Annotated in this window: 11 protein-coding genes and 1 other annotated feature; of the genes, 2 read left to right on the forward strand and 9 right to left on the reverse strand. The window is 44.2% G+C overall.

From position 1 onward, the window contains the following. Positions 1-38: 38 nt before the first annotated feature. The 9 genes from opp4B to MKX97_RS17095 form a co-directional block, all read right to left on the reverse strand. Positions 39-1007: an oligopeptide ABC transporter permease gene (opp4B, locus tag MKX97_RS17055; RefSeq protein WP_009499127.1), complete on the reverse strand. Its 969-nt coding sequence runs from the start codon at positions 1005-1007 to the stop codon at positions 39-41. Positions 1008-1019: 12 nt separating this feature from the next. Then, positions 1020-1946 (reverse strand): ATP-binding cassette domain-containing protein, encoded by a 927-nt coding sequence (locus tag MKX97_RS17060; protein WP_342536554.1) that lies wholly within the window; start codon positions 1944-1946, stop codon positions 1020-1022. Then, entirely contained in the window at positions 1924-2952 is a 1029-nt protein-coding gene (locus MKX97_RS17065; protein WP_342536555.1) for an ABC transporter ATP-binding protein, read from the reverse strand. The genes MKX97_RS17060 and MKX97_RS17065 overlap by 23 nt, the downstream gene beginning before the upstream one ends. A 180-nt stretch (positions 2953-3132) precedes the next feature. Further along, the gene (gene trpA, locus MKX97_RS17070) at positions 3133-3924 is read right to left on the reverse strand and encodes a tryptophan synthase subunit alpha (protein ID WP_009499130.1); all 792 of its coding nucleotides are present in this window, start codon (positions 3922-3924) and stop codon (positions 3133-3135) included. Then, positions 3924-5114, reverse strand: a complete 1191-nt coding sequence (gene trpB / locus MKX97_RS17075) for a tryptophan synthase subunit beta (protein WP_342536556.1) — start codon at positions 5112-5114, stop codon at positions 3924-3926. Before trpB ends, trpA begins: the two co-directional genes overlap by 1 nt. Further along, a complete protein-coding gene (locus MKX97_RS17080; protein WP_342536557.1) occupies positions 5095-5730 on the reverse strand; it encodes a phosphoribosylanthranilate isomerase in 636 nt (211 codons plus the stop codon). Before MKX97_RS17080 ends, trpB begins: the two co-directional genes overlap by 20 nt. Next, a complete protein-coding gene (gene trpC, locus MKX97_RS17085; RefSeq protein WP_342536558.1) occupies positions 5727-6515 on the reverse strand; it encodes an indole-3-glycerol phosphate synthase TrpC in 789 nt (262 codons plus the stop codon). The genes MKX97_RS17080 and trpC overlap by 4 nt, the downstream gene beginning before the upstream one ends. Next, the gene (gene trpD, locus MKX97_RS17090; protein WP_009499134.1) at positions 6512-7549 is read right to left on the reverse strand and encodes an anthranilate phosphoribosyltransferase; all 1038 of its coding nucleotides are present in this window, start codon (positions 7547-7549) and stop codon (positions 6512-6514) included. The genes trpC and trpD overlap by 4 nt, the downstream gene beginning before the upstream one ends. 184 nt (positions 7550-7733) lie before the next feature. Continuing rightward, positions 7734-9116, reverse strand: a complete 1383-nt coding sequence (locus MKX97_RS17095) for a chorismate-binding protein (RefSeq protein ID WP_342536559.1) — start codon at positions 9114-9116, stop codon at positions 7734-7736. Positions 9117-9200: 84 nt separating this feature from the next. Continuing rightward, positions 9201-9423, reverse strand: a binding site (T-box leader). A gap of 186 nt (positions 9424-9609) precedes the next feature. Here MKX97_RS17095 and MKX97_RS17100 point away from each other — a divergent pair. Together MKX97_RS17100 and MKX97_RS17105 are read left to right on the forward strand one after the other, a co-directional pair. After that, a complete protein-coding gene (locus MKX97_RS17100; protein ID WP_009499137.1) occupies positions 9610-10314 on the forward strand; it encodes a pseudouridine synthase in 705 nt (234 codons plus the stop codon). 238 nt (positions 10315-10552) lie between these two features. Further along, positions 10553-12973 (forward strand): EAL domain-containing protein, encoded by a 2421-nt coding sequence (locus tag MKX97_RS17105; protein ID WP_342536560.1) that lies wholly within the window; start codon positions 10553-10555, stop codon positions 12971-12973. The last annotated feature ends 162 nt before the right edge of the window (positions 12974-13135 follow it).

A 13135-nucleotide genomic window follows, 5' to 3' on the forward strand; every position in this document is an offset into this window, starting at 1 on the left:
GCAAAACTTCATTCGTAAGCTCCATCTCCATCTCCCTTTCATCCAAGACGAATCCGCGGATCCACCATGCGCAAAATAATATCCGACAACATCGTCCCTACGATAACCGCTGCGCCAGAAATAAGAACAAGTGCTGTGACCACCGTGAAATCACGTGTCATAATCGAGTCGATGAAAAGTCGGCCGAGTCCTGGATAACTAAAAATCGTTTCAATAAATACCGAACCTGCAATCAATCCCGTAATCTCATAGCCTAAAAAAGCTGCAATCGGCAATATCGAATGCCGAAGGATATGTCGACTATACACTATATCTTCCGATACGCCTTTCGCACGAGCCGTCTTCACAAAGTCTTTCATTTTGGTCTCAATGATTTCATTACGCAAATACTGCACAGTCGAATAAGTCAGCAACAGCGAGCCTGACAAAACAGGCAGCACCAAATGTTTCAGCTTATCCATCACATACTCTGCAGTTCCTTCCTCAACCCGGATGTCCACGCTGCCTCCGCTCGGAAACCAATTCAGCACAAAGCCAAAAACATATAACATCAGTAAAGCGAAGACGAACACAGGTGTTGCAAATGAAACATAGTTATACGTCACGATGAACTGATCCGCCCAGCTTCCAGTCCATCTGCCCGCAATCATGCCCAGCGGAATCGCAATCAAATACGTAACCACCAACGTTGCAACCGACAGCCAGATCGTATTTTCAATACGCCCAGCCAGCAGTTGTGTAACCGGCTGCTTATGCACAAATGACTGCCCAAAATCTCCTCGTACTGCATCGCCTATCCAGCGCCCATATTGCACAATCCATGGATCATTTAAACCGTGCTGTTCACGGATCTTCTCCATTTGTTCTGCCGATACATTCGGTTTTCCCATGAATGCACCTGTTACTGCATCGCCTGGCATCTGTTTAGCCAAAAAGAAAATGAGGATACTCAGTAAAAGCAACTGAGGAATCATCAGTAAGGTTCTTCTTACAATAAAAACAAACACTTCCTTACCTCCTCACTTCAAAGCTGCCCTGTGGGTATCTGAAATCTGCCGCAGCTCTATAATTCTGCCCGACGAATCAAAAAATTGATCTGCAGCCAGCTCATATTGCTCATTTATCTGCCGTCTTTGCTTCACTTTTTCCGAACGTTTTTCTGGATTCAATTCCGGCATCGCCGCCACTAGACGTTTAGTATATAAATGACTGGGCCGTTCATAAATGTCTTCGACTGTCCCTTCTTCAACCAAACGTCCTTTATACATGATGCCAATCCGATCACACATATGGCGAACAATTCCTAAGTCGTGAGAAATAAATAACACAGTCAGCTCAAACTCTTCTTGAATATCTTTCATGAAATTTAGTACTTGAGCCTGCACAGAAACGTCGAGTGCAGAGACCGGCTCATCCGCAATAAGTAACTGCGGACGCAAAGCGAGCGCACGAGCAATACCGATACGCTGCCGCTGTCCGCCTGAAAATTGATGAGGATACTGATATATTGATTCAGCATTCAAACCTACTCGCTCCACCAACTCTTGAACTTTTGCCAGCTCTTCTTCTTTAGAGAGGTTTTCAAAATTACGCAACGGTTCCGCAATAATATTCCAGACATTTTTTCGTGGATTTAACGAAGAATAAGGGTCTTGGAATATCATTTGGATATCTTTCATCCGCAATTTCCGTGACGCTCGAGACATCTGGTATAAATCGTCACCTTGGAATAAAATCTGTCCATTCGCTAACGAATTCAAGCCCATGATCGCTCTCGCTGTTGTCGACTTGCCACATCCAGATTCCCCCACGAGACCATAAACTTCACCTTGGAAAATTTGAAAACTTACTTGATCCACGACAGAACGCGGTGGAATAGTCCGTTTCAAAAAACCACCTTTCTCAGGGAATTGAACCGTCACGTCATGTAGCTGTAATAGAGGCATTGCTTTCGTCTCCCATTCTTTCCGCAGGCAAGTAGAAGTGTTCGTGACATCGACAACGAACGAAATGATCAGCAGCAATTTCATGCAATATCGGTTCGCCTTCATGCAGTTCATTCGAAATCCACGGAATACGAGAGGCAAAACGACAGCCATTCCTTTTAAGATGTTCAATGGCTGGAACAATGCCATCAATGACATGCAATTTCTGCTTCTGACCGGTGGCCGAAGGAAGTGATTGAAGAAGCGATCTTGTATAGGGGTGTTTTGGGTTGTAGAACAACTCACGAACCGGTGCCAACTCGACAATTTCTCCTGCATACATCACTGCCACACGATCGGCCATCTCCGCTACTACACCCAAGTCATGCGTGATCAATAAAATACCCGCTTGCGATTGGCGTTGCAAATCTTTCATCAATTCCAAGATTTGCGCTTGAATCGTCACATCGAGGGCCGTTGTCGGTTCGTCCGCAATAAGCAGCACAGGATCACAGGCAAGTGCCATCGCAATCAGTACACGTTGCCGCATACCGCCAGACAGCTCGTGGGGATACTGTTGATAGACTTGTTCGTTATTTTGAATACCCACACGTTCAAGCAACTGTAATGTCCGATGCTTTTTCTCTTTTGTGGATAAGGTCAGATGTACATTCATTGGTTCTTCAATTTGCCTTCCCACAATCATTAGTGGGTGTAATGCTGTCATCGGATCTTGGAAAATCATCGCTAGTCGCTTTCCGCGGATTTGATTGAGTTCTGCTATCGGTAACTGCAACAGATTACGGCCTTGAAACTCGATAATGCCTTCCACAAGTGTTCTATCAGATGGATGTAAGCCCATGATTGACAACGCAAGCGCACTTTTTCCACAACCCGATTCACCAACGATCGCCAACACTTCATTTTTTTGAATCGTCAATGAAATTCCGTCAACGGCTGGGTAAAATTTTCCATGAATCTGAAAAGATGTCCGGAGTTTGTGGATAGTTAATAAGATATCTTCCATACCATCAACTCCTTTGCGGATAGTGTGAATAAGTAACGGGAAATTATGCGTTGAATTTTAAAAAGTTGCCCACATTCCCGTCGTTGTGGATAGTTTAGAACGTATAAAGTAATGTTCGCACATATTGTACACAAACAAAAAAACCGAACGACTGAATTTCTCCAGTCATTCGGTCTAGCATTATATTTGCGAAACTTGATTTTTCGAAGCATCGATCAGCGTTCGAATTGTCGGCAAATCACCTTCATGAAATGCACTCACAATCGCACTTCCGACGATGACACCGTCAGCTAACGCACCTAAACTTCGTACATGCTCTGGTGTGGAAATTCCAAATCCAGCGAGAACAGGAACGGAACTTGCAGCTTTCAAACGTTCCAAGTGGTCTTCTAAACCTTCAGTGAAGGAATCACGAACACCGGTAATGCCATTAACTGTCACAGCATAAATAAAACCTTCCGCCGCTTCAGCAATTGCGTTAATACGTTCAGCCGGACTCGTTAACGACACAAGTTGAATCAGCGCGATATCCGTACCTTCTAAAGCAGATTTCAGCAGACCACTTTCCTCTAAAGGCAGATCCGGCACAATCAGACCATACACTCCGCTGTTCTCACAGTCAGCAGCCATCGCTTGCAATCCGTAACTCAGGATAGGATTCAAGTACGTCATGATTACGAGCGGCACTGTCACTTCTTCTTTGAATGAAGCTAGTTCAGCCATCACTTTGCGAAGCGTTACGCCTTCTGTCAAAGCCCGCTCACCTGCTTGCTGGATCACTTCACCATCGGCCACCGGATCAGAAAACGGAATACCTACTTCAATCGCGGCTGCACCTGCCTCCTGCAAGAATAAAATATTCTTTTTTAACGTCTGCAAACCACCATCGCCTGCCATAATATAAGGAACAAACGCCTTATCGCCTCGTTCATTACATTGCAAAATTGCCTGCATTACCTTTTGTTTTGTCATTATGCTTGGCCTCCTAACGCATCCCGTACAGTTTGGACGTCCTTATCTCCACGGCCCGATAAACAGATGACGAGAATTTCTTCTTCCTTCATTTTTTTAGCCAATTGCACAGAATAATAGACCGCGTGCGCACTTTCAAGAGCAGGAATGATGCCTTCCACACGAGACAATAACTGCAAACCTTCTAATGCTTGTTGATCGGTCACAGAATCGTACTGGACACGATCAATATCGTGCAAATGGCAATGCTCAGGACCAACTGCCGGATAGTCTAAACCGGCCGAAATGGAATGTGCTTCCTGAATGAATCCATCCTCATCTTGCAACACATACATATATGCTCCGTGTAAAACGCCTTCTTGTTTACCTGCAATCGCTGCCGCATGCTTTCCTGTTGAAATTCCGCTTCCTGCCGCTTCAACTCCATATAATTTAACATCTTCATCGTCAACAAATGGATGGAACATGCCAATTGCATTACTGCCACCCCCAATACACGCGACAACTGCATCGGGAAGGCGATTTTCCTTCTCCATTATCTGTTGTTTCGTTTCATTGCCGATGACGCATTGAAAATCACGGACGATTTGCGGAAATGGATGTGGACCGAGTGCTGATCCGAGAATATAATGCGTATCCTCTACATTGGATACCCAATAACGCAGTGCTTCATTGACCGCGTCTTTCAGCGTGCCTGCTCCTTTATCGACAGAAACAACGGATGCACCGAGCAGCTCCATGCGAAAAACGTTCAATTCCTGACGACGAATATCTTCTTTCCCCATGAAGACGACACATTCTAAACCAAGCAAAGCACAAGCCGTTGCCGTAGCGACACCGTGTTGACCAGCACCCGTTTCTGCCACGATCTTCTTCTTGCCCATTCGGAGAGCCAGCAATGCCTGCCCCAATGAATTATTGATCTTATGCGCACCTGTATGATTCAAGTCCTCGCGCTTCAAATAAATCTTGGCTCCGCCTGCATGCTTCGTCAGCTGCTCTGCAAAAAACAGCGGAGTCTCCCGTCCAACAAAGTCCTTCAAATAGCCGTTCAATTCTTCACTAAATGCAGGATCTTGCTGCGCTTCCTCATAAGCCGTTTCCAATTCCTGCAACGCTGTCATCAATGTCTCAGGAACAAATTGTCCGCCAAACTTTCCATAACGTCCTTTAGTTTCTGTCGTCTGCATCTTGATCACTCCTACCCTTCGCTTTATGAATAAACGCCCGAATACGTTCCGCATCTTTTTGCTTATCAATTTCTACTCCGCTCGATACATCTACCATATATGGATGCACTTGCTGGATCGCCCTTTGCACATTCCCGGCATGCAAACCACCTGCCAAAATCATTTGCTCTAGTGAAACACCTGCGTCTGCGAGCAGCGACCAGTCAAACGTCTTGCCACTGCCACCTTTATACTCCACACCTGGCGTATCGAATAAAAAGTAATCCACATCATAGGCAGCAGCACGTTTAGCATCCTTTTCATCGCGGATCGCTAATGCCTTAATGGATGGCAAACCGACCTCCCGAATGAATTCTGGTGATTCATTCCCATGATACTGAATATAATCCAGAGGCACTTCCTTGAATGTTCGTTGCAGTTCTTCCTTTGATGCATCCACGAATACACCAATCTTCAGGACCGATTCCGGAATGCCTTTCGCAAGTTCCCGCGCCTGCTCAATCGTCACTTCCCGCCGACTCGGCGCAAAGACAAATCCTATTGCGTCTGCGCCTGCATCTACTGCCGCCCGCACATGTTCTGCCTGAATCAGACCACAAATCTTCACCTTTGTCATGAACGGATCCCTTGCTTTTCCACTTGTAGCGCCCGTAATGCATCTTTCACTGAATCACTGCGCATCAACGATTCTCCAACCAACACCGCGCTCGCCCCCGCTTTCGCAGCACGTTCCGCATCTTCAGGGTTCCAGATGCCGCTTTCACTGATGAAGACACGTTCTTCATCAAATGGGAACTGTTCCGCGATCAGCTCGGTCTGCGCTAAATCAACTTCAAACGTACGCAAATCTCGATTATTGACTCCAATAATTTTCGCATCAATTGCCAACGCACGCTGTAATTCCTCCACACTATGGACTTCTACTAACACATCCAATCCAAGTTCGTTTGCATACGTATACAGACTCCCAAGCGTCTGATCGTCTAATGCCGCAACAATTAATAAAATAACGGACGCCCCCGCACTTTTCGCCTGGTCGATCTGTATCGGATGAATTATGAAGTCTTTACATAACAACGCAATCGGAACCACGTCTGCGACAGCCGCCAAATCCTCAAATGAACCTTTGAAAAATTCATTGTCCGTCAGAACCGATATACACGCAGCGCCCGCTTCATAATAAGCAATAGCCTGCTTGACAGGATTAGCTCCTTCAGCAATTAAACCTTTAGAAGGCGATGCACGTTTCATTTCGGAAATCACTTGGAGCTTCTTTGCTTTTCGCAGTGTCTTATATAAGGATGGACGGGAAGTTTCTCTCTCTGGAAAAATGACATTGCTCGCGAGCAACCGTTCCACTTCTATTTTCTTCTGTGCAATAATTTTATCTAAAATCGTCATTGGACAACCGCCTTTTGCCGAATCGTTTCGCTGAATGCGACAACGGCTTCTAATTTTTCTAATGCTCTTCCCGACAAAATACTATCGCTCGCTCGTTTAACGCCCTCTTGAATCGTCTTCACTCGACCGTTTGCAAACAATCCAATGCCGGCATTTAAGACAACTGTATCAAACTTAGGACCGCGCACTCCGTTCAAAATCGCCCGGGTCGTTGCAGCATTTTCCACTGCACTTCCACCTTTGATTGCAGACAATGGTGCATATTCAAGCCCCACATCATCCGCTGTTAATGAAAATGGAATCAAATCGCCGTGATCCAACAGGACAAATTCATTCTGCCCGGCAAGAGAGGCTTCATCCATGCCGCCTGCTCCACTTACTACGATCGCCCGCTCACGACCAAGCATCCGCAACACAGACGCATATTCCATTATGAAGTCTGGGCGGTTGATGCCCGTGAACTGGGTTTCTAAGGAAACTGGATTCGTTAGCGGGCCGACTAGGTTGAAGATCGTCGGCTTGCCAATTTTATTGCGGATTGCGCCAATACGCTTCATTTTCGGATGAATCGCCGGTGCGAACAGAAATGCGATACCTTCCTGTTCCAGCAGACGCTGCATATCGTCTGTTTGGTAGTCGGAATGAATACCAAGTGCGTCAAGCACATCTTGGCTGCCGGCTGCACTGGAAATTTTACGGTTGCCATGTTTGGCCACTTGTACACCTGCGCCTGCAAGTACAAATGCAGCGGTAGTGCTGATGTTGAATGTGTTGACGCCGTCTCCGCCTGTTCCGCAATTGTCTAGGTATCGTGCAGATGTTGGTGTTAGATCCATAGCGTATGATTTCATAACAGCTGCTAGTGCCGCAACTTCGTGTGAGGTCTCTCCCTTATTGGATAGGGCGATTAGGAATTGTATAATTTGTTCCTCATTGGTTTGTTCGCTGAATAGTAATTCGGCTGCTTCTCTCATTTCTTCGTACATTAAGTGACGTTTCTTCTCTACTATGCTCAAATACTTTTCCAAGCTCATCTCTCCTCATCTATATAAACTGAGATAAATAACTTACACTCAAAGTAAAATTTAGATCCCGTTGATTTCCATTCCAGGTGGACGCTTTCCGCGAGGCGTGGTCGAACCTAATCGTCACTGCAAAAAACTATCGACTGTTCTAAACATAAAACTCCAACTACCATTTCATCTACAGATTTACAGGTTACTTCACCGTTTCAGTAGCCTCGAGCAATGAACGGGCTTTGTTGGACGTTTCTTTGTATTCAAGCGCCGGGACGGAAGCTTCTACTATTCCGGCTCCTGCTTGCACGTAAGCTTTCCCTTCTTTAACTAGCATCGTACGAATCGTCAATGCGAAGTCGATATTGCCGTTAAGGCCAATGTAACCGACCGCACCTCCGTAAATGCCGCGGTGCTGGTCTTCCAGTTCGTCGATGATCGTCATTGCCGCTTGTTTTGGTGATCCTGTTACGGTTCCTGCCGGCATTGTTGCTTTCAAGGCATCTAATGCATGTAAGCCAGGCGCTAGGTCGCCTTCCACTTCGGATACTAAGTGCATGACATGTTCGTATCGTACAGTCTCTAAGTACTTCGCTACTTCAATCGTTTCAGGGCGGCATACTTGCTGCATTTCTTTTTTGCTCACTTCTACTAGCATATCGTGTTCTGACAGTTCTTTCGGATCGCTGCGCAATTCTTTTTCCAGCCCCAGATCTTCCGCTTCGTCACGGCCTCTTCTTCGAGTACCCGCAATCGGATTCGTCAGCACCTTGTTTCCTGAGACACGCACTAAACTTTCCGGAGATGTACCGATAACAGTATGATCGTCAAATTCCATGTAGTACATGTAAGGCGATGGATTGCTTCGGCGCAGTTTGCGGTACAATACAAATGGATCGCCTGCAATATCTGCTTCTAATCGACGAGACAACACGACTTGTTCTGCCTGACCATCTTTTATTGCATCAACGACGAGTTGAACACGCCGTTCGAATTCTTCTTTCGAAATCGCACATCGATAATCCGAAAGCGCCACCTCTTCTTCTTTTTCTACCGAACCATTGATGATCATATCCTCGATGGCATCTAGATCAGGTGTTTCATAGACAGGATTGATCTCAGTATGCAACAACGTCACTTCATGCTTATGATGATCGTAAATGACAACGGTATCGTAAATATTGAAGTAGACATCTGGTATATGCAGATCGTCCGCTGTGCGCTTTTCACCATTACGTGCGGCTCCATATCCTACGTAACCAACCGCACCGCCTGTGAAGGGGAATCCAGCATCTTCTGTAATACGTGGCATCAAGCGCTTCAATAATGTGTAAAGTTCTCCTTCATGCGTATACGTCTTATTTGATGAATAAACGATTTCCTCGACTACGCCGTCGCGTCCGCGGTACGCTTTCTGGGGATTCAGCCCGATAAAAGAATATCGTCCTGATCCCCCTGCCTGCGAAGAACTTTCCAGCAAAAATTTATGGCTTCCTTTTAGTCTTCTGAAGATCAATATAGGCGTTAACGAATCGCCCTCAATTTTTCTTGCTGTCACTCGTAAGTTCTTCTTTTCTGTCGTCATGTCCATTCTCCTCTTTTCCACTAAATATCCGCCTAATTTTCTCCAAATAAAAAGCCCTCTGCAAACAGACAGATTAAGCCTGTTGCAGAGGACGATCGATAACCGCGTTGCCACCTCAAATTGAAGCGCCGCAGCACTCCCACTTTATGTGTTTTCACACTGCCCTTAACGCGAGCACACGTCTGTTTTTCATTAGAAAAAACAGCTTCCATAAGTCCATTCACGACTGCCGTGTATCGGTTCCCACCATACACCGACTCTCTAGCAAGCACGCACAATCGCTACTCTTCTTATTCATATCTTTTCGCTATTCTCTTCTCATCTATCTTTGCTCGTCTACCGTGGACGATTCCGCTGTCGAAATCTTCTGTCCATCTTGTTAAGTACATTTATCTTAATATGCAGAATCTTTAATGTCAACATCTTCTTTAGTTACGAATAAGTAAAAATGATATAATCACCTTATCATAACAAGCTCGGAAGGGGAGTATTTATGCGTATCAATAAATTTTTAAGTGAAGCAGGCATTGTATCGAGACGCGGTGCCGATAAGTGGATTACTGACGGCCGTGTTAAAATTAACGGACAGCCAGCAGAGCTTGGCAGCAAAGTCGAATCAGGCGATCAGGTTGAAGTAGATGGTAAACAGGTACAAAAAGAAGAACAGTTGGTCTATATCGCACTCAACAAACCCGTCGGTATAACGAGTACAACGGAACGGCATATCGAAGGCAATGTAGTGGATTTCATTAATCACCCACTGCGCATTTTTCATATCGGTCGATTGGATAAAGATTCGGACGGATTGCTTTTAATGACCAATGATGGTGATATCGTCAATGAAATTTTGAGAGAAGAACATAATCATGAGAAAGAATACATCGTAACTGTAGATAGTCCATTGACTTCTTCTTTTATTTCAAAAATGGAGAATGGTGTGAAAATCCTCGATACTGTAACCAAGCCTTGCACGGTGACAAAGCTAGGTCCACGGACCTTCTCCCTCGTGCTGACACAAGGCCTAAACCGACAAATCCGCCGAATGTGCGCAGCTCTCGGCTATCATGTACGTCGTTTACAGCGAGTACGAATCCTCAACATCGAGTTAGGAAATCTGCCGATTGGCGAATGGCGTGAATTGACAGATTCAGAGCAGAAAGAATTATTTCATACATTGGACTACCAGCCAAAAAGATAAAAAAGAGGGAGGTAACTAATACTTCCCTCTTTCCATATTTTCAAAAGTAGTTATAATCTAACACTCAACCCTCTAAAAATCCTTATATTTCCTCTATAACTAGTTCAATACTCTCTTTTTTTATGGTATAATTATCTAAAATAACTGCATAATATGGCTTATTCAGTATATCAATATAACTTCAGGACTAATGTATGGTTCATACTTTACGACAGGAGTCTTGAGAGAGGAAGTTAGTATGATGCCCTTACGAACGCCTACATTCAATCCATCTTTAACTACTTTATTTGAAGAAACATTCTGCGTCTCACTGATCGATCTAAATGGTCGTCTGACCTACGTGAATCAAAACTTCTGCAAACTGACGGGCTACAGTGAGGAAGAGCTAATCGGGAATACGTGGGAATTATTAAACAGAGGATTAACTATTGAAAACTCAATCCTTATTTTTGAAAAGCATTTTATGACCCATAAAGTATATCAGGAGTCCGTGCGGATTTTTTCGAAGGATGGAAGGAAGTATTGGCTGGATACAACGGTCGTTCCTATTTACGATGTCGATGGACATTTGACACATTATTTATCTCTGGATATTGATGTGACGGGACCTGAATTAGTTTCTCGTGAATTTGCAAAAGCACGTACTGACTTGCAAAATTTCAAATATGCGCTGGACGAATCGGCTGTTGTAGCGATTACCAATCCACAAGGCACGATTACTTATGTGAACGACCGCTTCTGTGAACTGTCAAAATACTCGCGAGATGAACTCATCGGCAAAACACATCGGGTTGTTAATTCCGGGACTCATCCTAAAAGTTTTTTTGAAGAGATGTGGAATACAATCCAGCAAGGAAAAGTCTGGCGTGGAGATATACAAAACTTATCCAAAGACGGAGAGTTTTACTGGGTCAACACGACGATTATCCCCTTTGTAGGAGCGGACGGAAAGCCATTTCAGTATATATCTATTCGTCAAGATGTCACCTCTCATAAAGCAGCTGAGAAATCCTTGGAGCTGGCGCTGAAAAACGACTTTACCACAACAGTAAAGAACCTTCAGAATGCGATTTTCAAATACTCGCTTGATAAATATGAACAAATTCACTTCACGTTACTCGAAGGAAAGATCACTGAAAAACTCGGCATGACCAAAGACACTCTTAATGCTTTTCTCTATGAGAAAAGTTTGAACTTGACGTCAATTAAACGGCATCTCCAAGAAGGACTGCATGGTCTTAGCTCGCAATTCGAAATAGAGTATAAATCGTATACATTCCTCGTCTATCTGTCTCCGATTTTCGAAGAAGACGAAGTAGCAGAAGTCGTAGGTACTGCTATTGACATTACAGATCGAAAAGAAGCAGAGCGGCTAGTTAAGCATATGGCATTCCATGATCATTTAACAGATCTACCAAATAGACGCTTACTCAAGCAAACTGTAGAGAATGCGATCGAAGACCGAGCAAAAAGCAAAGAGCCTTTTGCCTTATTGTATATTGACTTGGACCGATTTAAGAATATTAATGATTCGATGGGCCACTACGTAGGTGACCAGCTGTTGAAATCAGTTGGAGAACGCTTAGGTTTACTCGTTCGGCAAAATGATCTAGTAGCAAGACTAAGTGGTGATGAGTTTATCGTATTATGTAAATCCACAAATAAAAATGGGGTTCGATTAGTTGCTAAGCGTATAGTTGAAGAAATATCAAAATCATTTCTCATCAATAATTTGGAGGTCTTTATCGCTCCAAGTATCGGAATCAGCTTATTTCCAGAAGACGGTGAAGATTATGATACCCTTATGCGCAACGCGGACTCAGCCATGTATTTGGCAAAACAATCCGGCAAAGGTACATATCAATTTTTCACTGAAGAACTTTATAATGATTTAATCGAACGGACCTTACTTGAGATGGAACTGCGACAAGCTCTCAAAAAAGACGAGCTGTCCCTCCATTACCAGCCGCAACTCGATTTCACAACCGGTAAAATAAAAGGCGTGGAAGCACTTTTACGCTGGAATCATTCTTCCCGTGGAATGATTTCTCCTGGTCAGTTTATTCCCATTGCAGAAGAGACGGGTTTGATACTGCCGATCGGTTTATGGGTGTTGGAGACCGCGTGCAAGCAGGCAAAAGAATGGCAAGACCTTGGATACCCTCCTCTCCGCATGAGCGTCAATGTTTCATTGCGTCAGTTTAAGAGCCATACATTTGTCTCAGATGTGAAAGAGACCTTGCGCACTACTGGATTGCAACCGAACTATCTGAACATCGAAATTACAGAGAGTATGACATCGGACGTAAACAACTGCCAAAGAGTGTTACAAGAACTGCGAGAGATTGGTATCAAAGCAAGCATCGATGATTTCGGAACCGGCTACTCGTCTTTGAGTTATTTAAGTAAGTTCCCGATTACTCACTTAAAAATTGACCAGTCATTCGTCAGAGAGCTGACCGACAATTCCGTTATCGTCAAAGCCATCATTGATTTGGCTAAGAACTTGCATCTTCAGGTAATTGCAGAAGGTGTGGAGACGATAGAGCAGGCGGAATTTTTGAAGACTCTTAATTGCGATGAAGCACAAGGTTTTCTTTATTCCCGACCAGTGCCAAGTGAAGAAATTGCAAAATTGTTAGAAGACAATATATTATAATATTGCAGCAACCCAGCAGACATTTCGTCTGCTGGGTTGTTTGTCTATTACAGAACAGATGTCTAGAACTCTTAGATCATTAAAATTGTTTTTGAATCCGCAAGTAACCATACTAATTCAATTGCTAGTGTGCTATAGTTTTCACTATATTTAAACTCTTTA

It is taken from the genome of Sporosarcina sp. FSL K6-3508, from assembly GCF_038615825.1.
GTDB classification, from domain to species: domain Bacteria; phylum Bacillota; class Bacilli; order Bacillales_A; family Planococcaceae; genus Sporosarcina; species Sporosarcina newyorkensis.

Excerpts from the sequence above, each read along its gene's own strand:
- MKX97_RS17060 (WP_342536554.1), bottom strand. The coding sequence starts at position 1,946 with ATGCCTCTATTACAGCTACATGACGTGACGGTTCAATTCCCTGAGAAA.
- MKX97_RS17065 (WP_342536555.1), bottom strand. The coding sequence starts at position 2,952 with ATGGAAGATATCTTATTAACTATCCACAAACTCCGGACATCTTTTCAG.
- trpA (WP_009499130.1), bottom strand. The coding sequence starts at position 3,924 with ATGACAAAACAAAAGGTAATGCAGGCAATTTTGCAATGTAATGAACGA.
- trpB (WP_342536556.1), bottom strand. The coding sequence starts at position 5,114 with ATGCAGACGACAGAAACTAAAGGACGTTATGGAAAGTTTGGCGGACAA.
- MKX97_RS17080 (WP_342536557.1), bottom strand. The coding sequence starts at position 5,730 with ATGACAAAGGTGAAGATTTGTGGTCTGATTCAGGCAGAACATGTGCGG.
- trpC (WP_342536558.1), bottom strand. The coding sequence starts at position 6,515 with ATGACGATTTTAGATAAAATTATTGCACAGAAGAAAATAGAAGTGGAA.
- trpD (WP_009499134.1), bottom strand. The coding sequence starts at position 7,549 with ATGAGCTTGGAAAAGTATTTGAGCATAGTAGAGAAGAAACGTCACTTA.
- MKX97_RS17095 (WP_342536559.1), bottom strand. The coding sequence starts at position 9,116 with ATGACGACAGAAAAGAAGAACTTACGAGTGACAGCAAGAAAAATTGAG.
- MKX97_RS17100 (WP_009499137.1), top strand. The coding sequence starts at position 9,610 with ATGCGTATCAATAAATTTTTAAGTGAAGCAGGCATTGTATCGAGACGC.
- MKX97_RS17105 (WP_342536560.1), top strand. The coding sequence starts at position 10,553 with ATGATGCCCTTACGAACGCCTACATTCAATCCATCTTTAACTACTTTA.